23 protein-coding genes, 1 riboswitch and 1 other annotated feature are annotated in these 22,846 nt (G+C 37.5%); of the genes, 21 read left to right on the top strand and 2 right to left on the bottom strand.

The features are described from left to right. Nucleotides 1-20: 20 nt before the first annotated feature. Nucleotides 21-248, top strand: a binding site (T-box leader). Between the two features lie 71 nt (nucleotides 249-319). From ilvB to AC1M36_RS14700, 19 genes are all read left to right on the top strand, one after another. Continuing rightward, the gene (gene ilvB / locus AC1M36_RS14790) at nucleotides 320-2,020 is read left to right on the top strand and encodes an acetolactate synthase large subunit (RefSeq protein WP_479845993.1); all 1,701 of its coding nucleotides are present in this window, start codon (nucleotides 320-322) and stop codon (nucleotides 2,018-2,020) included. Further along, the gene (gene ilvN / locus AC1M36_RS14785; protein WP_000822945.1) at nucleotides 2,017-2,529 is read left to right on the top strand and encodes an acetolactate synthase small subunit; all 513 of its coding nucleotides are present in this window, start codon (nucleotides 2,017-2,019) and stop codon (nucleotides 2,527-2,529) included. The genes ilvB and ilvN overlap by 4 nt, the downstream gene beginning before the upstream one ends. A 27-nt stretch (nucleotides 2,530-2,556) precedes the next feature. Beyond that, nucleotides 2,557-3,567, top strand: a complete 1,011-nt coding sequence (gene ilvC / locus AC1M36_RS14780; protein ID WP_336452687.1) for a ketol-acid reductoisomerase — start codon at nucleotides 2,557-2,559, stop codon at nucleotides 3,565-3,567. Nucleotide 3,568: 1 nt separating this feature from the next. Beyond that, the gene (locus AC1M36_RS14775; protein ID WP_336452686.1) at nucleotides 3,569-5,089 is read left to right on the top strand and encodes a 2-isopropylmalate synthase; all 1,521 of its coding nucleotides are present in this window, start codon (nucleotides 3,569-3,571) and stop codon (nucleotides 5,087-5,089) included. Between the two features lie 78 nt (nucleotides 5,090-5,167). After that, on the top strand, nucleotides 5,168-6,232 hold the full coding sequence (gene leuB / locus AC1M36_RS14770; protein ID WP_479845992.1) for a 3-isopropylmalate dehydrogenase: 1,065 nt from the start codon (nucleotides 5,168-5,170) through the stop codon (nucleotides 6,230-6,232). Continuing rightward, a complete protein-coding gene (gene leuC, locus AC1M36_RS14765; protein ID WP_336452684.1) occupies nucleotides 6,232-7,626 on the top strand; it encodes a 3-isopropylmalate dehydratase large subunit in 1,395 nt (464 codons plus the stop codon). Before leuB ends, leuC begins: the two co-directional genes overlap by 1 nt. After that, a complete protein-coding gene (gene leuD, locus AC1M36_RS14760) occupies nucleotides 7,604-8,182 on the top strand; it encodes a 3-isopropylmalate dehydratase small subunit (protein ID WP_336452683.1) in 579 nt (192 codons plus the stop codon). The genes leuC and leuD overlap by 23 nt, the downstream gene beginning before the upstream one ends. A gap of 349 nt (nucleotides 8,183-8,531) precedes the next feature. Continuing rightward, on the top strand, nucleotides 8,532-9,794 hold the full coding sequence (hisZ, locus tag AC1M36_RS14755) for an ATP phosphoribosyltransferase regulatory subunit (RefSeq protein WP_479845991.1): 1,263 nt from the start codon (nucleotides 8,532-8,534) through the stop codon (nucleotides 9,792-9,794). Then, complete coding sequence (gene hisG, locus AC1M36_RS14750; protein WP_336452681.1) at nucleotides 9,770-10,405, top strand: ATP phosphoribosyltransferase; 636 nt, start codon at nucleotides 9,770-9,772, stop codon at nucleotides 10,403-10,405. The genes hisZ and hisG overlap by 25 nt, the downstream gene beginning before the upstream one ends. 15 nt (nucleotides 10,406-10,420) lie before the next feature. Next, a complete protein-coding gene (gene hisD, locus AC1M36_RS14745) occupies nucleotides 10,421-11,710 on the top strand; it encodes a histidinol dehydrogenase (protein ID WP_336452680.1) in 1,290 nt (429 codons plus the stop codon). After that, on the top strand, nucleotides 11,710-12,294 hold the full coding sequence (gene hisB / locus AC1M36_RS14740; RefSeq protein ID WP_336452679.1) for an imidazoleglycerol-phosphate dehydratase HisB: 585 nt from the start codon (nucleotides 11,710-11,712) through the stop codon (nucleotides 12,292-12,294). The genes hisD and hisB overlap by 1 nt, the downstream gene beginning before the upstream one ends. Then, entirely contained in the window at nucleotides 12,295-12,924 is a 630-nt protein-coding gene (gene hisH, locus AC1M36_RS14735; protein WP_336452678.1) for an imidazole glycerol phosphate synthase subunit HisH, read from the top strand. Further along, the gene (gene hisA / locus AC1M36_RS14730; protein ID WP_336452677.1) at nucleotides 12,897-13,616 is read left to right on the top strand and encodes a 1-(5-phosphoribosyl)-5-[(5-phosphoribosylamino)methylideneamino]imidazole-4-carboxamide isomerase; all 720 of its coding nucleotides are present in this window, start codon (nucleotides 12,897-12,899) and stop codon (nucleotides 13,614-13,616) included. The genes hisH and hisA overlap by 28 nt, the downstream gene beginning before the upstream one ends. After that, nucleotides 13,610-14,368 (top strand): imidazole glycerol phosphate synthase subunit HisF, encoded by a 759-nt coding sequence (gene hisF / locus AC1M36_RS14725; protein WP_336452676.1) that lies wholly within the window; start codon nucleotides 13,610-13,612, stop codon nucleotides 14,366-14,368. Before hisA ends, hisF begins: the two co-directional genes overlap by 7 nt. Continuing rightward, on the top strand, nucleotides 14,365-14,670 hold the full coding sequence (gene hisI / locus AC1M36_RS14720) for a phosphoribosyl-AMP cyclohydrolase (protein ID WP_336452675.1): 306 nt from the start codon (nucleotides 14,365-14,367) through the stop codon (nucleotides 14,668-14,670). The genes hisF and hisI overlap by 4 nt, the downstream gene beginning before the upstream one ends. Before the next feature lie 14 nt (nucleotides 14,671-14,684). Continuing rightward, complete coding sequence (hisE, locus tag AC1M36_RS14715; RefSeq protein ID WP_336452674.1) at nucleotides 14,685-15,008, top strand: phosphoribosyl-ATP diphosphatase; 324 nt, start codon at nucleotides 14,685-14,687, stop codon at nucleotides 15,006-15,008. 12 nt (nucleotides 15,009-15,020) lie between these two features. Next, nucleotides 15,021-16,043, top strand: coding sequence for a histidinol phosphate phosphatase domain-containing protein (locus AC1M36_RS14710; protein WP_336452673.1), 1,023 nt, complete (start codon nucleotides 15,021-15,023; stop codon nucleotides 16,041-16,043). Nucleotides 16,044-16,112: 69 nt separating this feature from the next. Further along, a complete protein-coding gene (locus AC1M36_RS14705; protein ID WP_336452672.1) occupies nucleotides 16,113-16,277 on the top strand; it encodes a DUF4025 domain-containing protein in 165 nt (54 codons plus the stop codon). Between the two features lie 150 nt (nucleotides 16,278-16,427). Beyond that, on the top strand, nucleotides 16,428-17,399 hold the full coding sequence (locus AC1M36_RS14700; protein WP_479845990.1) for a 2-hydroxyacid dehydrogenase family protein: 972 nt from the start codon (nucleotides 16,428-16,430) through the stop codon (nucleotides 17,397-17,399). 31 nt (nucleotides 17,400-17,430) lie between these two features. Here the strand turns inward: AC1M36_RS14700 and pssA are convergent, their stop codons facing one another. After that, entirely contained in the window at nucleotides 17,431-18,138 is a 708-nt protein-coding gene (pssA, locus tag AC1M36_RS14695; RefSeq protein ID WP_336452670.1) for a CDP-diacylglycerol--serine O-phosphatidyltransferase, read from the bottom strand. Nucleotides 18,139-18,550: 412 nt separating this feature from the next. Continuing rightward, on the bottom strand, nucleotides 18,551-20,437 hold the full coding sequence (locus AC1M36_RS14690) for an LTA synthase family protein (protein ID WP_336452669.1): 1,887 nt from the start codon (nucleotides 20,435-20,437) through the stop codon (nucleotides 18,551-18,553). Between the two features lie 207 nt (nucleotides 20,438-20,644). Between AC1M36_RS14690 and AC1M36_RS14685 the strand changes: the two genes are divergently transcribed. Then, nucleotides 20,645-21,040, top strand: a complete 396-nt coding sequence (locus AC1M36_RS14685; protein WP_336452668.1) for a DUF3888 domain-containing protein — start codon at nucleotides 20,645-20,647, stop codon at nucleotides 21,038-21,040. Between the two features lie 88 nt (nucleotides 21,041-21,128). Further along, nucleotides 21,129-21,311, top strand: a riboswitch (Lysine riboswitch). A 182-nt stretch (nucleotides 21,312-21,493) separates the two neighbouring features. Next, nucleotides 21,494-22,810, top strand: a complete 1,317-nt coding sequence (lysA, locus tag AC1M36_RS14680; protein WP_336452667.1) for a diaminopimelate decarboxylase — start codon at nucleotides 21,494-21,496, stop codon at nucleotides 22,808-22,810. Nucleotides 22,811-22,846 lie beyond the last annotated feature (36 nt).

The raw sequence follows: 22,846 nt of genomic DNA, 5'->3' as shown, positions 1-22,846 counted from the left end.
AGTGTAATGAAATATAAATTTGTAAAGCGTTGATAGGGAGGAGTAGTTGATTGTGAAGCCTCACAGAGAGTCGGTGGTTGCTGGAAACCGATGGTTCACGTCGACGAACATCGCCCTTGAGTGCTAAGCTGAAGCATTTGTTTAGGCTTAGACGGTAGCTCCGTTACTAGCTAGACTCATCCCGAGTCATTGAGGCAAGATGTATTCTTGCGAAGAAGGGTGGTACCGCGAAATCTTTCGTCCCTTCAGCACATAGCTGGAGTGTGGACGTAGGATTTTTTTATTGCATAAAACAATTTTAAAGGAGGTTAAAAGAGAGATGTCTTCGAAAACGGAAGAGAAAATGGCAACTGGTGCACAGCTGTTGTTAGAAGCGCTAGGAAAGGAAGATGTAGAAGTTATTTTTGGTTATCCTGGAGGGGCTGTTCTGCCGTTATATGATGCAATTTATGATTGTGAAATTCCTCATGTATTAACAAGGCATGAACAAGGAGCGATCCATGCAGCAGAAGGCTATGCACGGGTTACCGGGAAACCAGGTGTTGTGATTGCCACAAGTGGTCCAGGTGCAACAAACGTGATTACGGGTCTTGCAGATGCAATGATTGATTCACTGCCACTTGTTGTTTTCACAGGTCAAGTAGCTACAACGTTGATTGGAAGCGATGCTTTCCAAGAAGCTGACATTATGGGACTTACGATGCCAGTAACAAAACATAATTATCAAGTGCGCAAGGCGTCAGATTTACCAAGAATTATTAAAGAGGCATTTCATATTGCGAAAACGGGTCGGCCAGGACCAGTTGTTATTGATCTTCCTAAAAACATGGTAGTAGAAAAAGGAGAACGATGTAGTGACGTGCAAATGGATTTACCAGGCTATCAACCAAACTATGAGCCAAACCTATTGCAAATTAACAAGTTATTACAAGCGATTGAGGTTGCGAAAAAGCCGCTGATTTTAGCTGGAGCAGGTGTATTGCACGCGAAAGCCTCGCAAGAATTAACAGCTTTTGCACGAATGTACTGTATACCTGTTGTTCATACACTTCTTGGACTAGGGGGATTTCCGCCAGAAGATGAATTATTTCTAGGAATGGGAGGAATGCATGGTTCATATACAGCAAACATGGCTTTGTATGAGTGCGATTTACTCATAAATATCGGTGCAAGATTCGACGATCGTCTAACAGGGAATTTACAGCATTTTGCAAAAGACGCTACGGTTGCACATATTGATATTGATCCAGCAGAGATTGGAAAGAATGTTCCCACAGAAATACCGATTGTGGCTAGTGCGAAACATGCTTTGATGGCACTGCTCGAGTGCAAGGGGAGAAAAGAAAATCATAGTGCATGGTTATCGCTTTTAAAAAGCAGAAAAGAACAATATCCATTTTTCTATGATCAAGATTCTGAAGAGATTAAACCGCAAGCAGCAATTGATATGTTATATGAAATTACAAAAGGAAAAGCAATTGTCACAACTGACGTTGGTCAGCATCAAATGTGGGCTGCTCAATATTATCCACTAAAGGACCCAGACAAGTGGGTGACGTCAGGGGGACTTGGCACAATGGGATTTGGCTTTCCTGCTGCTATTGGTGCACAAATTGCAAGACCGAAAGAATTAGTTGTAGCGATTGTTGGTGATGCTGGTTTTCAAATGACATTACAAGAACTGAGCGTATTGAAAGAACATTCCTTGCCGGTTAAAGTTTTGATTTTAAATAATGAAGCTTTAGGAATGGTAAGACAGTGGCAAGATGAATTTTATAACCAAAGATATTCTCATTCGTTACTCTCTTGTCAGCCTGATTTTGTAGCACTGGCCCATGCATATGGCATAAAAGGGGTGCGAATTGAAAATCCGTTACTTGCGAAGGAGCAGTTGCAAGCGGCGATTGATTTGCAAGAACCTGTTGTCATTGATTGCAGAGTGTTGCAGTCAGAAAAAGTTATGCCGATGGTTGCTCCAGGAAAAGGGGTTCACCAAATGGAGGGGGTGGAAAAACGATGAAAAGAATTGTTACGGCAACCGTTCGAAATCAAAGCGGGGTTTTAAATCGAATTACGGGTGTTATGACTAGGAGACATTTTAATATTGAAAGTATTTCAGTTGGACATACAGAGTCGTCTGATATTTCACGAATGACATTTGTTGTTCATGTTGAAAGTGAGCAACAAGTGGAGCAGCTAATAAAACAGCTTCATAAACAAATCGATGTGTTAAAAGTATCCGATATCACAGGAGAAGCAATGATTGCAAGGGAGCTTGCTCTCATTAAAGTAGCGACAACAAGTGTATCAAGGGCAGAATTGTACAGTTTAATTGAACCATTTCGAGCCGCTGTAATAGATGTTGGGAAGGATTCCATCGTCGTGCAAGTAACAGGTACGCAAGAAAAGGTAGAAGCATTAATTGAGCTCTTGCGCCCATATGGCTTAAAAGAAATTGCAAGAACAGGCGTTACTGCATTTACGCGTAGTATGAAAAAACAAGATAAACAAATTATGTTAATTCATTAATTATTTAAATATAGGGGGAGAAAGAAAATGGCAAAAGTTTATTATGAGAAAGATGTAGTGGTAAATGTATTAAAGGGGAAAAAAGTGGCGATTGTTGGATATGGTTCCCAAGGTCATGCTCATGCACAAAACTTACGAGATAATGGTTTTGATGTAGTAGTTGGGCTAAGGCCAGGGAAGTCATGGGAAAAGGCGAAAGAAGATGGTTTCTCCGTATATCCAGTTGCAGAGGCAGCGAATTCTGCTGATGTAGTAATGATTCTACTTCCAGATGAACTACAACCAGAAGTATATGAAGCGGAAATTGAACCGAATTTACAAGCTGGGAATTCACTAGTGTTTGCACATGGATTTAACGTTCATTTTAATCAGGTTACGCCACCAGAAGATGTAGATGTATTTCTAGTAGCGCCGAAAGGGCCGGGGCATTTAGTGCGTCGTACATTTACCGAGGGCGGGGCTGTTCCAGCATTATTTGCTGTATATCAAGACGCAACAGGAAAAGCAACTGAAAAAGCATTATCCTATGCAGATGGAATTGGAGCAACGAGAGCTGGAGTGTTAGAAACGACATTTAAAGAAGAAACAGAAACAGATCTATTTGGAGAACAAGCTGTACTTTGCGGAGGAGTTACTGCGCTTGTAAAGGCAGGGTTTGAAACATTAGTAGATGCTGGTTACCAGCCAGAGCTTGCTTACTTTGAATGCTTACATGAACTGAAGCTTATTGTTGACCTGATGTATGAAGGTGGACTTGAAAATATGAGATATTCTGTTTCCGATACAGCGCAGTGGGGCGATTTTGTATCAGGACCACGCGTTGTAACAGAACATACGAAGAAAGCGATGGGTGAAGTGTTAAAAGAAATCCAAGATGGTACATTTGCAAGAGGATGGATTGCAGAGCATAAAGCAGGAAGACCACATTTCCATGTAACGAATGCTAAGGAGAATGAACATCAAATTGAAGTTGTTGGACGTAAATTACGTGAAATGATGCCATTTGTACAACCGAAAGTAAAGGCGGAGGTTAAATAATATGAAACAGATTTTGTTCATGGATACGACGCTTCGTGATGGCGAACAATCACCCGGAGTCAATTTAAATGAACAAGAAAAATTGCAGATTGCAAGGCAGTTAGAAAAACTCGGGATTAATGTGATGGAAGCGGGATTTGCAGCAGCTTCTGAAGGGGATTTTCGTTCAGTAAAACGTATTGCGGAAACGATTCAAAATGCTTCAGTTATGAGTCTTGCAAGGGCGAAGGAAAGTGATATTCGTAGAGCGTATGAAGCGGTAAAAGGTGCAGTATCTCCGAGGTTACACGTTTTTTTGGCAACGAGTGACATTCATATGAAATATAAGCTTTGTATGTCAAAAGAAGATGTACTAGATAGTATTCATCGCTCTGTAACTTTGGGGAAATCTTTATTCCCAACAGTGCAATTTTCGGCAGAGGATGCAACGAGAACGGCTCGTCCTTTTTTAGCAGAAGCTGTGGAAGTTGCGATTCGCGCTGGAGCGGATGTTATTAATATTCCTGATACAGTTGGTTATACAAATCCAGAAGAATATTATTCTCTTTTTAAATATTTACAAGAATATGTTTCTGCTTATGAAAAAGCTATTTTCTCTTGTCATTGTCACGATGACCTTGGTATGGCAGTAGCGAATTCATTGGCGGCTATTGAAGGCGGGGCACTGCAAGTAGAGGGAACAATCAATGGGATTGGAGAACGTGCAGGTAATGCTGCTTTAGAAGAAGTTGCAGTTGCTTTGCACATTAGAAAAGACTATTATGAAGCCGAATCTTCTATAACACTAAAAGAAATTAAAGCAACAAGTACATTAGTAAGTCGTTTAACAGGTATGATCGTTCCAAAAAATAAGGCGATTGTTGGAGCAAATGCATTTGCACATGAATCAGGTATTCATCAAGATGGTGTATTAAAAGAAGTAACGACATATGAAATTATTGAACCAGAACTAGTTGGTGAAGCGCAAAATTTATTTGTACTTGGAAAGCATTCTGGTCGCCATGCGTTTACTGAAAAAATGAAGGAACTCGGCTATGATTTTACAGAAGAAGAGCGAGATATAGCATTTCTTGCATTTAAGAGATTAGCAGATCGTAAAAAAGAGATTACAGAAGAAGATTTACGTGCATTAGTACTAGGAGAGGCTGCATTTTCAACACAGCAGTATAACATTAAACAATTACAAGTACATTTTGTGTCTAATAGCACGCAATGTGCAACTATTGCACTGGGAGATGAGGAAGGTAATGTATATGAAGATGCAGCAACTGGGGCAGGTAGTATTGAAGCGATTTATAATGCAATTCAAAGAATTTTAGGACTTGAGTGTGAGTTAGCCGATTATCGTATTCAATCCATTACACAAGGTCAGGATGCACTCGCTCATGTTCATGTTGAATTGAAAGAAGGAACTCATCAAGTTGCAGGTTTTGGTGTTGCGCAAGATGTATTAGAAGCATCAGCTAGAGCTTATGTGCATGCAGCTGGAAAATTAAAGGCTTTGTTATTGATTACAAAATAATGTTTATAAGTGGGGGGATCCCCCACTTCACTTAATAAAATTGTGAATAATCAGTTAAATAAAAAGGGGTGCTGATCATTGGAAAAACGTATTGTTTGCTTAGCGGGTGACGGTGTTGGACCAGAAATTATGGAGAGTGCCAAGGAAGTGCTGCACATGATAGAAAGATTGTATGGACACCATTTTTATCTACAAGATGAACAATTTGGAGGGGCTGCGATTGACTCGTTTGGGCAACCATTACCGTCAAGGACATTGGCAGCATGTTTAGCAAGTGATGCGGTATTATTAGGTTCGGTTGGTGGACCACGCTGGGACGAAGTGAAAGATAGACCAGAAAAGGGGTTGCTTGCGCTTCGAAAAGGACTTGGTGTATTTGCTAATGTTCGTCCTGTTACTGTGGATGCAGCGACTGCCCATTTATCACCACTAAAGGCGGCTGATGAGGTGGATTTTGTTGTCGTTCGTGAATTAACGGGTGGGATATATTTTTCCTTTCCAAAAGAAAAAACTGAAGAGGTAGCGACAGATACACTCACTTATCATCGTCATGAAATCGAGCGTATTGTTTCTTACGCTTTCCAATTAGCAAGTAAGCGCCGTAAAAAAGTCACTTCTATTGATAAAGCAAATGTTTTGGAGTCGAGTAAGCTTTGGAGAGAAGTAACAGAAGAAGTAGCACTTCGTTATCCGAATATTGAACTTGAACATATTTTAGTAGACGCAGCTGCGATGGAATTAATTCGTAATCCGGGCCGGTTTGATGTCATTGTAACAGAAAATTTATTTGGTGATATTTTAAGTGATGAAGCTTCTGTATTAGCAGGGTCGCTCGGGATGCTTCCATCAGCAAGTCATGCGGAGAACGGACCTTCGCTGTATGAACCAATCCATGGATCAGCACCAGATATTGCCGGGAAAAATAAAGTGAATCCAATTGCAATGATGCGTTCAGTTGCGATGATGCTCGGACAATCTTTTGATTTAAAAAGAGAAGGAGAAGCAATCGAAGAAGCAATTTCCGCAGTCCTTCGATCTGGTAAATGTACAGCTGATATAGGTGGAAATGAAACAACATCTTCTTTTACAAAGTATGTACTACAAGAAATGGAAGAACAAGCGTTAGTAGGGAGAGGGAGATAATGACGAAAAGGTTACTAGATAAATTGTGGGAAAGACACGTTGTTACAACAAATGAAAATGGATTAGATTTACTATATATCGATCTTCATCTCGTACATGAAGTGACATCGCCGCAAGCCTTTGAAGGCTTGCGGCTTGCCAATCGGAATGTTAGGAGGCCAGATTTAACATTTGCAACGATGGATCATAATATTCCAACAAAGGATGTTTGGAATATTACAGATCGTATTGCGAAGCAACAATTAGATACGCTTCGTGAAAATTGTAAGCAATTTAACATTCGGTTAGCTGATATTGATGATGAAAATCAAGGGATTGTCCATGTTATTGGTCCAGAACTTGGACTAACGCAGCCGGGAAAGAGCATTGTATGTGGTGATAGTCATACGGCAACTCATGGAGCCTTTGGAGCGCTAGCATTTGGAATTGGTACAAGTGAAGTAGAGCATGTATTAGCCACTCAAACATTATGGCAACGAAAGCCAAAAGCAATGGGAATCGAACTAAAAGGGAAAATGCCAAAAGGAGTGTATGCCAAAGATATTATTTTACATCTTCTTGCTACATATGGAGTAGCATTTGGAACTGGATATGTGATGGAGTTTTACGGAGAAGCAATTGTAGATATGGAAATGGAAGAACGCATGACACTTTGTAATATGGCGATTGAAGGTGGGGCGAAAGCAGGGATTATTGCACCAGATGAAAAAACATTTGCTTATGTAAAGGAGCGCGAGTATGCACCGGAAAAGTTCGACTCAGCAGTAGCGAATTGGAGGGGGCTCTATACTGAGCCAAATGCAATATACGATACTTGTATTTTAGTAGATGTTACTAAACTAGCTCCATATGTAACATGGGGAACAAACCCAAGTATGGGCATGCGTATCGATGAACAATTGCCAGAAACACGTGATAAAAATGATGAACGAGCTTTTGCATATATGGGACTCCAGCCAGGGAAAAGTGCATTTGAAATTCCGGTTCAGCATGTATTTATTGGCTCTTGTACAAATTCTCGTTTATCAGATTTAGAAATTGCCGCAGCCGTTGTAAAAGGAAAAAAGGTAAAAGAAGGGGTGCGGGCACTTGTAGTGCCAGGATCTAAAAGAGTACGAAAAGCCGCGATGGAAAAAGGACTGCATCGTATATTTGAAGAAGCAGGATTCGAGTGGAGAGAGCCTGGGTGTTCTATGTGTCTCGGGATGAATCCAGATCAAGTGCCGGAGGGGGAACATTGTGCCTCTACTTCCAATCGGAATTTTGAAGGACGACAAGGGAAGGGTGCAAGAACACATTTAGTTAGTCCTGCGATGGCAGCGGCCGCAGCGCTTTATGGTCATTTCGTTGATGTGAGAAAGGAGAGTTACGATGGAGCCATTTCGTATTCATAAAGGAACTGTTGCTGTACTCATGAACGATAACATTGATACAGATCAAATCATTCCAAAACAATATTTAAAGAGGATTGAACGAACGGGTTTTGGGAAATTTTTATTCGATGAGTGGCGTTATGAGGATGACAGGCAAGAGAATCCGGATTTTCCATTAAATGCACCTGAGCGAAAAGGAGCAAGTATACTTATTACAGGTGAAAATTTTGGCTGTGGTTCATCAAGAGAGCATGCGCCATGGGCACTTGCTGACTATGGATTTCGTGTTATTATTGCGGGGGGATTTGCAGACATTTTTTATATGAATTGTACAAAAAATGGCATGCTGCCAATCGTTATGGAAAAAGAAATGCGTGAAAAACTAGCAGCTGTTGATCCAAGAGATGTCATAGAAGTTGATTTAGAGAACGAAGTGATTATAACCTCGCGACATCGTTTTCATTTTACAATTGAAACGATGTGGAAAGAAAAGCTATTAAGTGGCTTAGATGAAATTGGAATCACGCTTCAATATGAACGAAAAATTCAAGAATATGAACAAAAAATAGCTCGCTAATTTTTTTAGCGAGCTGTCATAAAAAAATATATAAGGTCCTAATTGTATTTACATTCTGAATTTTGTGTTATATACTATGTGAAAACAAGAGGAGAAAGGGAGTAAGGATAATGTCTAAACTACAATCTGTTAATATGCTTACACAACTACATCATCATACATAAACCCTTGAACCTAGCGTGAACAACGTGTAGGTACAAGGGTTATTCCCGTTGTACCTACACCCTAAAAAGGGCCTTGTAGGTATTTTTTCTACAAGGCCCTTTTTATTTTGTTCGTGATTGCTATGATGGGCCATACACTAAAAGGGGAAGTTTACTGATGGGAGCTTAAAGGAGTGTGAATTGGTATGACAAAATGGAAGCGAGCAAATCCAGATGGAACAAGAGATTATGTATTTGAAGAGTGTACGTTAATAGAAGAAGTTGAACAAAAATTACGACGTACTTTTTTAGAAAGGGGTTATGAAGAAATTCGGACACCCACGATTGAATTTTATGATGTTTTTGCTTTTCGTAATAGACCGATAGATGAAGAGAAAATGTATAAATTTTTTGATCAGCAAGGGCGGATTATCGTTTTGAGACCTGATATGACAATTCCTCTAGCAAGGGTAATGGGAACGCTCAGAGAGGATTTGGCTCTGAAACTAACATATAGCGGGAATGTATTTCGAGCAAACGAATCATTATCTGGAAAATACAATGAAATCATTCAAACAGGGATTGAAATCATTGGGATTGATAATATACGTGCTGAAATTGAATGTATCGTCAGTGCAATCCATGCTCTTCAAGCTGTAGGGGTTCAATCTTTTACAATAGAATTAGGGCAAGTTCAGTTATATAAGTGTATTGTTAAAAAACTATCATTTGGAGAAGAAGAGGAGTCGTTCTTACGTACGTATATTGAAAGTAAAAACTATGCAGAGCTATCCCGTTTTTTACAAGAAAAGAATTTAGATCGAAGTGATGAAACAGTACAGTTACTTGAAAGGTTACCAAGGTTATTTGGAAACCTTGAAGTGATTGAAGAAGCGGAAAAGCTCGCTTCAAATTATGAGATGAAGCAAGCAATTATGCGGGTAAAAGAAATCTATAAAACGATTGAAAAATTAGGATATGGTTCATATATATCAATTGATCTCGGGATGATTCAACATTTGCATTATTATACAGGAGTTATTTTTAGAGGTTATATATATGATGTTGGAGGAGAAATCGTGAGTGGCGGAAGATATGATGAATTACTTGGTAATTTTGGAGAACCAATGCCAGCGGTTGGGTTAGCTGTACAAGTAAATCAAATTGTACGGACATTACAAGAGCAGCAAAAACCATTCCAGCGAAAAAAATTAGATATGCTCATTCATTATTCTTTGGAAATGATAGCCGAAGCAGAAAGGTTACGTGGATTACTGCAGAAAGATGGATGGAAAGTAGAACTATCTATGTTTGAGAATTTACAAGATACATTTCAGTTTGCAAAGAAGAATGGAATTATAAAAGTAATTGAAGCGGCTGGAAAAGCATTAGTGGAATATGTGTGGAAAGAAAAATGGGTCATACAGAAAGAAGGAGAAACTTCATGCGTAACATTCAAATTGCGTTAACGAAGGGGAGACTGGAGAAACATGTCATTCCGCTATTTGAAAAAATGGGAATTGATTGTTCGGAATTGATGGATAAAGGAAGGAAGCTCGTATTCCAAAGCGCTAGTAGGAACGTTTCATTTATTCTAGTGAAAGCAGTAGATGTTGCGACTTATGTAGAACATGGTGTTGCAGATATTGGGATTGTCGGAAAAGATATTTTAATGGAATATGAGAAAGATATATATGAAATGGTTGATTTAGGTGTAGGGTGTTGCAAGTTCTGTGTTGCCTCTATCCCAACATATAATCCGAAAGGTTATCGAAAAAAGAGAATTGCTACCAAGTATCCGCATATTACTTCCAACTATTTTCGAGAAAAAGGAGAAGATATAGAGATTATAAAAATAGAAGGTTCTGTGGAAATAGCGCCATTGCTCGGATTAGCAGATGCAATTGTTGATATTGTAGAGACTGGAAAAACATTACAAGAAAATGGATTGATTGTATTTGAAGAAATGTATGCCATATCCGCTCGAATGATTGTGAATAAAGCTGCTTTAAAAACAAAAAAAGACGAAATATTCAATATTATCAATGGGATGGAGTGCGCAATTACTTCATCTAAATAAAAAAGGGGAATTGTAATGGAGATAATGTATGAGGATTATACAGAAGCACTGAAGAGAATAAAAGAGATAAGAGAACAGGCCAATATAATAGAAGAAACTGTACAGCTATGTGTAAGGGAAATTGTTAAACAAGTGAGAGAACGGAAAGATGAAGCATTAATTTCTTATACAAAGGCTTTCGATCATGTCGAGGTAAGAAAGTTTCGCATTCCAAAAAAAGAAATTGAAAAAGCGAGTAAATATGTAGATTTTTCGTTTCTAGAAGCATTGCAGGAAGCGAAAAAAAATATTATTTCATACCATGAAAAACAAAAAAGACAATCCTTTGTAGATTGTGAAAATGAAGGTGTAATTCGTGGACAATTCATTAGACCGTTACAAACGGTTGGCGTATATGTACCAGGAGGAACGGCATCTTATCCTTCATCTGTACTCATGAATGTATTACCTGCCAAAATTGCAGGGGTTCAGAAAGTTATCATGGTCACACCACCGGGAAAAGAGGGGGTAGATCCGCATATTTTAGCAGCTGCTGAGATTGCAGGTGTAGATGAAATTTATACAGTAGGTGGGGCGCAAGCGATAGCAGCATTAGCATATGGAACGGAATCGATTCCGAAAGTAGATAAGATTGTCGGTCCTGGGAATATATATGTGGCTTTTGCAAAGCGTGAGGTGTTTGGAGCTGTCCATATTGACATGATTGCTGGACCATCTGAAATCGTTGTAATTGCTGACAGAACTGGGAATGCGTCTTTTATTGCAGCAGACTTATTATCTCAAGCAGAGCATGATGTGAAAGCAACAGCGATTTGTATTACAACTTGTGCTGAATTGGCTAAAGAGATAGAAAAAGAAATACAAGTGCAACTTCAGGCATTACCAAGAAGGGAAATAGCTCGTGAATCAATAGAAAGAAATGGAGCGATTCTTGTTGTTCCTTCACTAGAGAATGCGTTTCAATTGTCGAATGAGATAGCACCGGAGCATTTAGAGTTACACATCAATGAACCGATGAATGCCTTGAGCTTTATTAAGAATGCCGGTTCGATTTTTATTGGTCCATATGCTCCAGAGCCACTTGGAGATTATTTCGCAGGCCCGAATCATGTATTGCCAACAAGCGGAACAGCACGTTTCTTTTCGCCGTTATCGGTTGATGATTTTGTGAAAAAATCAAGTTTTGTATCCTATACGAAAGAAGCGTTACAAAGTGTACAACATTATATTATAACACTCGCGGATAAAGAAGGGTTACATGCACATGCAAAAGCAATTCAAATTCGGTTTGAGGAGGAGAAATAATGCGTAGGGCAAGTCAAGTACGGGAAACGACCGAAACAAAAATTAAACTAAGTTTACAACTAGATGAAAGTACAAACGTTTTAATTCAAACGGGTGTTGGTTTCTTTGATCATATGCTAACTTTGTTTGCGAAACATGGGCGGTTTGGTTTACAAATTGAAGTAGAAGGTGATGTGTTTGTTGATGCACATCATACTGTTGAAGATGTTGGGATTGTACTTGGAAATTGCTTAAAAGAAGCATTGCAAAATAAAGAAGGTATTAACCGCTATGGAGCAGCGTATGTACCAATGGATGAAGCGTTAGGTTTTGTTGCGATTGATATAAGTGGCAGATCTTATCTTGTGTTTCAAGGTGAATTAAAGAATCCTAAATTAGGAGATTTTGATACAGAGCTGACAGAGGAGTTTTTCAGAGCGATTGCGCATGCGGCAAATATAACATTACATGCTCGCATTTTATATGGAAGTAATACGCATCACAAAATTGAAGCTTTATTTAAAGCATTTGGGCGTGCGCTACGTGAAGCAGTGGACAAAAATGAAAAAATCATTGGCGTAAATTCTACGAAGGGACTGTTGTAATTGATTGCCATTGTAGATTATGGGATGGGAAATATTCGCAGTGTTGAACAAGCGTTAACACGTATTGGGGCCGAGCATATTGTGACAGATGATAAAGAAAGAATATTGAAAAGTGATGGTGTGATTTTACCAGGAGTTGGAGCTTTTCCAAAAGCAATGATTGCCCTGCAGGAAAAAGACCTTGTTTCAGTGATTCAAGAAATTGGGGTACAAGAAAAACCGCTCTTTGGAATTTGTTTAGGAATGCAACTTTTATTTGAAGAGAGTGAAGAGATAGAGAGAACAAAAGGGTTAGGTTTGTTACCTGGAGTGATCAGAAAGTTGGAAGTTCCTTATAAAATACCGCATATGGGCTGGAATCAATTAAAGAAGAAGCGGGAAATTGAGTTGTGGAATGAGGTTGAAGATGGTTCATTTGTGTATTACGTTCATTCTTATTATGCAGATTGTCCGAATGAGGTTGTATGTGGCATTAGTGACTATAAAGTTGATATTCCAGGATTTGTTGCGAAAGGGAATATATTTGGAGCGCAGTTTCACCCTGAAAAAAGCGGTGATATCGGGATACAAATGTTAAAAAATTTTAAAGGAGTGGTAGAATCATGGAGATCTTCCCGGCTATCGATTTAAAAAAAGGACGATGTGTTAGGCTGTATCAAGGAGAATTTCAAAAGGAAACGGTTATGAATGAAAATCCAGTTGCTCAAGCATTACTGTTTGAAAAGTTAGGAGCAAGAACATTGCACATTGTTGACCTTGATGGAGCAGTTGCTGGTCAATCGATGAATCTTTCCGTAATTGAAGATATATGTAAAGCGATTCGGATTCCGGTTCAAGTAGGTGGAGGAATACGTTCTATTGAAACGATTGAAATATTACTGTCAGTAGGAGTAGAAAAGGTTATTTTAGGAACGGCAGCATTGCATGATCGCCCTTTTTTAGAAGAAGCAGTTCGTTTATATGAGGAAAGTATTATCGTTGGTATTGATGCGAAAAATGGTTACGTTGCAACGAGAGGTTGGCTAGATGTGTCTGAAATTTCTTATATTGAACTTGCGAAGAAAATGGAGAGTGCCGGTGTACAAACAATCATTTTTACCGATATTGCAAAAGACGGTACGTTAGAGGGACCGAACTTTAAGCAATTACAATTACTACAGAAGGAAGTGGATATTCGTATTGTTGCATCGGGCGGAGTTTGCTCATTGCAAGATGTGCAGAAATTAAAAGATATGAATGTATATGGTGTTATTATCGGAAAAGCACTATATGAAAACACAATTGATTTAGAACAGGCATTGCAGGTGACAAAGATATGTTAACGAAGCGAATTATTCCATGTTTAGATGTGAAAGGTGGCCGAGTTGTAAAGGGTGTGAATTTTGTAGGATTACAAGATGTGGGGGATCCTGTTGAAATAGCTGATTTGTATAATCAAGCAGGTGCAGATGAAATTGTTTTTTTAGATATCACTGCTACGCATGAAGGAAGAAAAACGATTGTGGATGTTGTAGAGAGAGCGGCAGCAAAAGTGTTTATCCCACTTACAGTTGGAGGTGGCATTTCATCGGTTCAAGATATGTATACGTTACTAAGAGCAGGTGCGGACAAAATTTCAATTAACTCAGCGGCAGTGCGAAATCCAAAGTTAATTCAGGAGGGAGCCGAACATTTCGGTTCGCAATGTATTGTGGTCGCAATTGATGCAAGAGAAGTAAAAGAAAATAAGTGGAATGTATATGTAAACGGTGGACGGATTGATACGGGAATCGATGCTGTAGGGTGGGCCAAACAGGTAGAACAATTAGGTGCTGGTGAAATTTTACTTACGAGCATGGATGCGGATGGGACGAAGGATGGTTATGATCTTCGTTTGACAGAAACAATTTCACAAGCGGTTTCGATTCCAGTTATTGCTTCGGGGGGATGTGGAAGTGCAGGGCATATTGTAAAAGTATTTCAAAAAACGTCAGTAAATGCTGCATTAGCAGCCTCTATTTTTCACTATGGTGAAGTAACAGTACAAGAGGTGAAGCGAAAATTACAAGAAGCGAAAATTGAGGTGAGATTATGATACCTGATTTTTCAAAAGGGTTGTTACCAGCTGTTGTTGTGGAAGAGAATACAAAAGAAGTTTTGATGCTAGCATATATGAATGAAGAGGCGTATAAAAAAACGTTGGAAACAAAGAAAACATGGTTTTATTCACGTTCTCGGCAAGCGTTATGGAATAAAGGGGAAACATCAGGGCATGTGCAGTATGTTCAAGCGCTCTATTTAGATTGTGACCAAGACTCGATTGTAATTATTGTTAAGCAAGTAGGACCAGCTTGTCACACAGGAGAGAAAACATGCTTTCATTATAAGATTATATAAGGGGGGAACTGAAGGTGGAAGACGTACTGAAGTCTTTATATGAAACAATTCAAATACGGAAAGAAAGTCCAATTTCGGAATCATATACAAATTATTTATTTATAAAAGGTGAAGATAAAATTTTGAAAAAAATAGGAGAAGAATGTACAGAAGTTGTAATCGCTGCGAAAAATGATAATAAAGAAGAACTTGTAAAGGAAATGGTTGATGTCATTTATCACTGTTTTGTTTTATTAGTTGAAAAAGATATCTCACTAGAAGATGTGTTAGAAGAAGTGAAAGAGAGACAAGGAAAGCTCTCAAAAATAGGGGAACGAAAAGAAATTGATACGTTATAAGGGGGAGAGCGTATGAAAGTAGATTATCACCTTCATTTAGAAGAGGGACCGTATTCGCTAGGCTGGCTGGCGAGGATAAATGAATCGATAGAATATTTTCAACCACTCAAAGAAAAAAAACATTCTATGAAGTGGCTTATGAAAACACAAGAACGTCTAAAAAAACGTGTGGAAGAAGGGCCATTTACAGCAGAATGGATTGATTTCTATTTAGAAGAAGCAATGCGGAAAGGAATAAAAGAAGTAGGGATTGTTGATCACTTATATCGCTTTCATGAAGCAAAGGAGTATTACGAGAAATATGTAGAGATTAGTGATTCAAAGCTTGGTCATTTGCAGAAAGAATGGCTAGATCAAGTTCGGGTAGCGTCGATTTATGATTTTACAACAGCAATCCAAGAGGCAAAGGAGCGCTGGAGAAAACGGGGAGTCGTGCTGCGCCTTGGAATTGAAGCTGATTATTTTATTGGTGGCGAGCGGGAGTTAGAAGGTTTGTTGGCATTAGGTGATTGGGATTACGTTATTGGTTCGGTACATTTTATTAATGGATGGGGATTTGATAACCCAGATACAAAAGAATATTTTGAAAACCATGATTTGAATGAATTATATGACGTATTTTTTGGAACGGTCGAAAAAGCAATTCATTCTAAGTTATTTGATATTGTAGCTCATCTTGATAATATAAAAGTATTTAATTATCGATTAGATGAAAATGTACAGATTCCATACTACGAAAGAATTGCTCAGGCCTTAGTAGAGACAAATACAGCAACGGAAGTAAATGCGGGGTTATATTATCGTTATCCTGTTCGAGAAATGTGTCCAAGTCCGCTGTATTTACAAGTATTAGCAAAACATAAAGTACCCATTACTCTTTCATCAGATGCTCATTATCCAAATGATTTAGGAAATTATGTTCGAGAAAATGTGAAAACATTACGTAATCATGGTATTTCTCATGTTGCTACATTTGAAAAACGGATGAGGAAGATGCAGTTGCTTGCAGAAGAAGCAACAACTGTTTCAAAGTAAAAAATGATTTTGTGATGAAAACCTTTCTTTTTGCTCAAAATAAGAAAGAATGATAAAGGAGGGTTTGAAATGCCAAAACAACAAAACAAGCAGAACTTGAAAGTAACAAATCAAAACTATACTTCTCAAACGAATGAGGAAGTCAATTCTGTAATCCAAGAACAAATTAGTGATACGGTAGCAGAAGGAACGATCGATGCGAAGCTTGGAAAACAATCTAGTGAAGAACAATAAGTAAAAGGGGAGATAGATATCTCCTCTTTTCTTATGAGCAAAAGTGTCAGTTTTCAGAACTGTAATCAAATTCCTTGGCTTTTTTAACTTAGATTTCTTACAATATAATATAGGGAAATTCCTATTTTTTAATAGAAGAGGTGCTTAGTAATGGCAAAAATATTAGTAGCGGGAAAAATTCCAGAAATCGGACTGAGACTATTACAAAATTATGATGTAGAAATGTATGATAAAGAAGAATTAATTCGTGCCGAAGAATTAGTAAAGCGGGTTAAAGATAAAGATGCACTGTTAAGTTTACTTTCTACAAAGGTAACAAAAGAAGTCATTGATGCAGCGCCTGATTTAAAAATTATTGCTAACTACGGTGCAGGTTACGATAACATTGATTACACGTATGCAGCAGAAAAAGGAATTGCGGTTACAAATACACCGAAAGTTTCAACAGAAGCAACAGCAGAGTTAACATTTGCCCTTCTTTTAGCTGCGGCAAGACGAATTCCAGAAGGAGATACAGTATGTCGTACAGTTGGATTTAATGGCTGGGCACCACTCTTTTTCCTCGGACGAGAAGTATATGGAAAGACAATTGGAGTTATCGGTCTTGGAGAAATTGGAAAAGCAGTTGCGAAACGTGCAAAAGCATTTGGAATGAATATTATCTACACAGGCCCAAATCGTAAGCTAGAGGTCGAGAACGAATTGGAAGCAACGTATGTAACGTTAGAAGAACTGTATCATACAGCAGATTTTATTACGATTAATTGCGCGTATAATCCGAGTCTCCATCATATGATTGATGAAGAACAATTTAAAATGATGAAGAAAACAGCATATATTATAAATGCAGCACGTGGTCCGATTATGAATGAACTAGCGCTTGCTCATGCGTTAGAGACGAATGAAATTGAAGGCGCAGCTCTTGATGTATTTGAGTTTGAACCGAAAATTACAGAGAGATTAAAGGGATTAAAAAATGTTGTTCTTACTCCACATGTTGGAAACGCAACGTTTGAAACACGTGACGCAATGGCTGAAATGGCAGTGCGTAACATTTTAGCTGTATTAGAAGGAGAAGAAGCATTAACGCCTGTAAATCAAAAGGAGCTAGTGACAAAATAAAGAGAAACCTTCCGACTTGGAAGGTTTTTCTTTATTTTTCTTTATTTGCTCGTTTTTTATGAGAAGGTCTTTGCCTAATAAATTGAGATAACATATACAAAATATAAAGTGGGACGGCGATGAATAAAAATACTGAAATGTTGCCAAAGCTTGTTTTATACATTGTATAAATAATTCCGATTAAAAAGAGTGTGACAATAATACTGTATCGTGGAATTGGCACATCTTTTAAACTTGGGATACGAATACGACTTACCATTAAAAATGCAAACGTTACAAATACTGTAATGAGGACAATTTTTGGAATGGTATGTGAAAATAGTGTTAAGAAGGCAACGAGTCCTCCTGCTGCAGTAATAGGAACGCCAGTGAAATACTTCATAGAAGTAGAGGAAGGCGTTACATTGAATCGTGCTAAACGATATGCTCCGAACAGAGGGAATAGTCCTGCTATGTATAGTCCGATAATTCCATAATTGGAAAAGGAAGTGTAGTACATTAAAACTGCAGGTGCAGCTCCGAATGTTACAACATCTGCTAGTGAATCAAGTTCTTTCCCCATTTGTGAATCCACACGTAATAAACGAGCTACCCGGCCATCAAGACTATCTAACATCATCCCGATTAGTACTAAAATAGCAGCTGGTTTATAATACCCTAAAGATGCATAGCCAATTGATAAAAATCCACTGTATAAATTTCCGAGCGTAAATAAGTTTGGAATTGCTGCTCTATACAAAATCTGATCCCTTGCTTTCTGTAATAAATTCTTAATTAGTGTATGAAAGTTTACTTATTTTATCATAACATAAATTTCTTACCACGGACGAAAAAATTACCATTTTGTGAAAGATTTCATAAAGTGAAATCGCATTCAGTGGTTTGATTCATTACGGTAAGCTTTCACGAGTAGTGTATCCTTCAACTACCTTTTTTAATTCTACTGAGAACTGAGACGAAGTACGGAGATTCTATATAAATCCATTTCGATTTTTCGACATATAAGTTACTGCTCCCTCACATAAAGATTAGGGTTTATGTCGATTTTTAAATTTGTATTTATATAATAAAGCCATCATGTGCATGAAAGGGGAAAGATTTAGAAAAAAGAAGCAACCTCAAATTGTTATCATTTGAGGTTGCTTTTAAAATTATTCAAATTTCGTTATCATTGTTCCGGTTTTGTATTTATTGTTAGGATCAAATCGTAATAAATCTCCATAAATAAGTTTATCAGAATAATTTAATTCTGTTTTTGTTTTTTCAATATACGGCTGACAAATAGCTGAATCAATTGGTTCACCTGTGCTCTTTTTATAGCACATATTTTTTGTATAAACATAATCGTTTGTTACGAAACTACCATCACGCATAATCATGAGTGGGTCTTCGTTTTTGATAAATAAATCAGTACCAAATTCAATCGATTGGTTTGTTTTGATCCCGAGTAAATGAAGCAATGTCGGTTTTATATCAATTTGTCCAGATACTTTGGAAATAACTTTTCCTTCTTGACCAGGAACGTGAATAATAAGTGGTACACGTTGCAATTGCATTGAATCAAATGGAGTTATGGATTCCTTACCAAGAAATTGTGCCATAGCCGCATTATGATTTTCAGAAATTCCGTAATGATCTCCATAAATCACAATAATTAAATTATCGTATAATCCCTCTTCTTTTAATCGATTAATAAATAGTTTAAGAGCTTCATCTGTATAGCGAACGGTTGGGAAATAACGATTTAGTACACCGCTCTCAGAATTATACTCATTAATATATTGATCTTCTGGATTTAGAAGAAATGGGAAATGATTTGTTAATGTAATAAATTTTGTATAAAATGGCTTTGGTAAAGATTTCAGTTTTGAAATCGATTGTTCAAAGAACTCTTTATCTTTCAATCCCCAACCGACAGACATTTGTTCTGTTCCGGTATAATCATTTAAGTTAAAGTAGCGATCGTATCCGAGTGCCGGGTACATGATATCCCGATTCCAAAATGCTTTATCATTCGAATGGAAGACAGCGGAATAGTATCCGTATTTTTTTAACTGCTCAGGAGTTGCTGTGTACTCATTGTTTGCATGAGTAAAGAATACAGAGCCACGATCTAATGGATAGAATGAATTTTCTACAATAAATTCGGCATCGGATGTTTTTCCTTGTCCAGTTTGATGATAAAAGTTATCGAAGTAATAACTATCTTTTATAAACTGATTTAAAAATGGAGTAATTTCTTTTCCATTAATTTTTTTGTTGATAACAAAATTTTGTGTTGACTCCATTGAAATTAAAATGACATTTTTCCCTTTTGCAGCCCCAAATAAATTTTTGTCAACTTTATTATCCTTTGAGTTCACGTAGTTCTTGATTTCAGAAAAACCATCTCCGCTTGCAAAAACACGCTCTGCAGAAGATTTAGACTGAAGTGTAATGTCGAATAAATGATAGGTATATAAACCTAGGTTTTTCACAACAGTTTCACGATCAAAAGAGCGTGAGAATAATTGTGGTTTATAAATGACAGAAACAACAATTTGTAATGCTAATAGAGCTGTTATACCACTGAAAAAGGTTCGTTTTTCAGCACGAGATAACGGAGTGTTATCACAAAAACTTGGGAATTTACGTGAAATAAACATTAGAATAATAGCATCTGCAAATAGAAGTAATGTTTTGTACGTAAAGAGTTCTTTAATACTTGTTCCTAGATCGGCCATGTTATTTGTTTGGAATAAAACAGGGAATGTGACAAAGTCATTATAAAATCCATAAAACATCGCGTTTCCAAATAAAATAAATGACAGCAAAAAGCTGATGCCAATAATAATTCGATTTCGATATTTTGATGCTAATAAAGCTAGGCCGAAAAATAAAAGCAATGAAACAATTGGATTAAACAAAAGCATCATTTCTTCGAAGAAGCTATCAATTTTAATATCGAAGGCTAGCTTGTACACAATATATGTTTTAATCCATAATAAAACGACTGCAACAAGTGCAAATCGTAATTTTGGAAACAAATGTTGTAGCATAATATACTCCTCTCCTACTATAAGTGACGGTTCTAGTGATTGTATTTCTAATGATAGAAGTTTCACTTTATATATACGAACTGTCGTTTATCTTTATGTACTATTATACGAAAACAAAACAGAATTGTGGATGGTTTTTATAAGAATTGGTTAGAAAAAGAGAAAACGGAGACAATAACAATATTGCATTTTGATACGGAGGTTATGATGAAAAAGTTATTTTGTTTCATATGTAGTGGTTTTTTATTATTTTCCACCCCTACAGTTTTCGCTGCTCAATATGATGCGCCGTTATTAGAAGATGCTCTGTATTCTGTTTTGTTTCCACAAATAAATACGGCGATTGAAAAGCACTATGGGAAACAAAAACCATATGATTGTCCAAAGATTGTGAGCATGAAAAAAATGTATAGTGGTACATATTTATTTCAAACAGTAATTGAAGTGACAAAATATGAAGCTGGTATAGGTGGAAAAGTACTTCCTCCATTTGAAAAAATAAGAATCACATTTAATAATGATGAGGGAGAATGGATTGTGAAAAAAATAGATATAAAGCGCTTACCGAATGATACGAAATTGAATTGTAAAAAACCAATATAAAAAATTGTTTGACAAATAATTTATTCATTTGGTATTGTTAATACCAATATAAGATATTTGAAAATTAAATAGACTTACCTCATCTACTCTCAAAGGTAGAGGCCGCGATAGGAAAGAGTAAGCTATGGGAGATTTAGTGGAATCTTTGATCATAGATTGAAAGGGACTATTGCCGAAATATAAGAATGACCACCTCATTCATATATTGGTACTACATTGAATAAATGTAGTACTGTCATAAAATTTTATTTTATGGAGAGCTATTTGGAGATGTTGATGCGGTTTCTTATTTGAGAAGATAACAACTCGTTTATTTTTTCATGATACATGATTCCTAATAAGAAACGCGTGTGAACATTGTTCCGCGCGTTTTTTGTTTATCCAAAAGCGTGCTGCAATGAATAGAAGAAGATTGGGGTTATAAGTTTTAGAGGAAATAAGGGAGGAATTCAAATGTATTTACACGGCACAAGCCGAATCAATGACCAAGGACACTTAGAAATTGGAGGATGCGATACAACGCAGCTAGCAAAACAATATGGAACACCGCTTTATGTATACGATGAGGCTGCTATTCGTGAAAAATGTCGCGCATTTCATCGTGCATTCCAGGAAAGTGGGTTCTCTTACCAAGTAGCATATGCAAGTAAGGCGTTCTTGTGCATGGAGATGTGCCGAGTAGCTCGTGAAGAAAATATGTCTTTAGATGTTGTTTCCGGGGGCGAATTATATACTGCTTTACAAGCTGGTTTTCCAGCATCACGTATTCATTTTCATGGTAATAATAAGACGGAAGAAGAGATTATAATGGCGCTGCGAGCAGGTATTGGCTGTTTTGTAGTAGATAATTTCTTGGAAATGGAAATATTACATGACTTAGCAGAGCGGTATGGAAAAATTGTAAATATATTAATTCGAGTTACACCTGGAGTAGAGGCGCATACTCATGAATATATTACAACAGGGCAAGATGATTCGAAATTTGGTTTTGGAGTTTCTACTGGTCAGGCAATGCAGGCGATTCAAGTAGCACTAGAGAAATCAAATTATAACGTGTTAGGTATTCATTCGCATATTGGATCGCAAATTTTTGAAACAGCAGGATTTGTTCGGGCAATTGAAGTATTACGGAACTTTTTAGAAGAAATCAGAAAGCAAACAGGCTATGTAGTAACTGTATTAAATGTTGGTGGAGGATTTGGAATTCGCTACACAGAGTCTGATACACCGCTTACGCTTGAAACGTATGTGCATGCTGTAACGAATGCAGTGAGGGAACAATTTACAAGAAAGAATTATCCACTCCCTGAAATTTGGATTGAACCAGGGCGTAGTATTGTCGGAGATGCAGGAACAACAATTTATACAGTAGGAGCTGTAAAAGATATTCCAGGTATTCGTAAATATGTGTCAGTTGATGGAGGAATGACGGACAACTTAAGACCAGCTTTATATGGAGCACGTTATGAGGCAATGCTTGCCAATAGAGGAAGAGAAAATGCCGAAGAGATTGTATCAATTGCTGGAAAGTGTTGTGAGAGTGGGGATATGCTTATTTGGGATATAGAACTGCCACAAGTTACTTCTGGAGATTTGTTAGCAATCTCTTGTACAGGAGCATATGGATATTCTATGGCGAATAATTACAATCGCATTCGCAGACCGGCTGTAGTATTTGCAAAAGGCGGGGCGTCACAAGTTGTTGTCGAACGCGAAACATATGAAAATATAATTGGGAACGATCGCATACGCATAAAAGAGCTTGTGTAATCAATAAAAAGGAGTTGTTCGAACTGGGCAACTCCT

Source organism: Bacillus sp. Medicinal_06 (genome assembly GCF_056711665.1).
Note: the sequence above shows the minus strand (reverse complement) of the source record. Positions and strands in the feature narration are given on the sequence as shown.

What these genes read in the sequence shown, in the direction of transcription:
- ilvC (WP_336452687.1), top strand. Translation starts at nt 2,557, where the DNA reads ATGGCAAAAGTTTATTATGAGAAAGATGTAGTGGTAAATGTATTAAAG.
- AC1M36_RS14710 (WP_336452673.1), top strand. Translation starts at nt 15,021, where the DNA reads ATGAAAGTAGATTATCACCTTCATTTAGAAGAGGGACCGTATTCGCTA.
- hisA (WP_336452677.1), top strand. Translation starts at nt 12,897, where the DNA reads ATGGAGATCTTCCCGGCTATCGATTTAAAAAAAGGACGATGTGTTAGG.
- AC1M36_RS14685 (WP_336452668.1), top strand. Translation starts at nt 20,645, where the DNA reads ATGAAAAAGTTATTTTGTTTCATATGTAGTGGTTTTTTATTATTTTCC.
- hisZ (WP_479845991.1), top strand. Translation starts at nt 8,532, where the DNA reads ATGACAAAATGGAAGCGAGCAAATCCAGATGGAACAAGAGATTATGTA.
- ilvN (WP_000822945.1), top strand. Translation starts at nt 2,017, where the DNA reads ATGAAAAGAATTGTTACGGCAACCGTTCGAAATCAAAGCGGGGTTTTA.
- hisD (WP_336452680.1), top strand. Translation starts at nt 10,421, where the DNA reads ATGGAGATAATGTATGAGGATTATACAGAAGCACTGAAGAGAATAAAA.
- ilvB (WP_479845993.1), top strand. Translation starts at nt 320, where the DNA reads ATGTCTTCGAAAACGGAAGAGAAAATGGCAACTGGTGCACAGCTGTTG.
- hisB (WP_336452679.1), top strand. Translation starts at nt 11,710, where the DNA reads ATGCGTAGGGCAAGTCAAGTACGGGAAACGACCGAAACAAAAATTAAA.
- AC1M36_RS14775 (WP_336452686.1), top strand. Translation starts at nt 3,569, where the DNA reads ATGAAACAGATTTTGTTCATGGATACGACGCTTCGTGATGGCGAACAA.
- AC1M36_RS14700 (WP_479845990.1), top strand. Translation starts at nt 16,428, where the DNA reads ATGGCAAAAATATTAGTAGCGGGAAAAATTCCAGAAATCGGACTGAGA.
- leuC (WP_336452684.1), top strand. Translation starts at nt 6,232, where the DNA reads ATGACGAAAAGGTTACTAGATAAATTGTGGGAAAGACACGTTGTTACA.
- lysA (WP_336452667.1), top strand. Translation starts at nt 21,494, where the DNA reads ATGTATTTACACGGCACAAGCCGAATCAATGACCAAGGACACTTAGAA.
- hisI (WP_336452675.1), top strand. Translation starts at nt 14,365, where the DNA reads ATGATACCTGATTTTTCAAAAGGGTTGTTACCAGCTGTTGTTGTGGAA.
- AC1M36_RS14705 (WP_336452672.1), top strand. Translation starts at nt 16,113, where the DNA reads ATGCCAAAACAACAAAACAAGCAGAACTTGAAAGTAACAAATCAAAAC.
- AC1M36_RS14690 (WP_336452669.1), bottom strand. Translation starts at nt 20,437, where the DNA reads ATGCTACAACATTTGTTTCCAAAATTACGATTTGCACTTGTTGCAGTC.
- hisF (WP_336452676.1), top strand. Translation starts at nt 13,610, where the DNA reads ATGTTAACGAAGCGAATTATTCCATGTTTAGATGTGAAAGGTGGCCGA.
- hisG (WP_336452681.1), top strand. Translation starts at nt 9,770, where the DNA reads ATGCGTAACATTCAAATTGCGTTAACGAAGGGGAGACTGGAGAAACAT.
- leuD (WP_336452683.1), top strand. Translation starts at nt 7,604, where the DNA reads ATGGAGCCATTTCGTATTCATAAAGGAACTGTTGCTGTACTCATGAAC.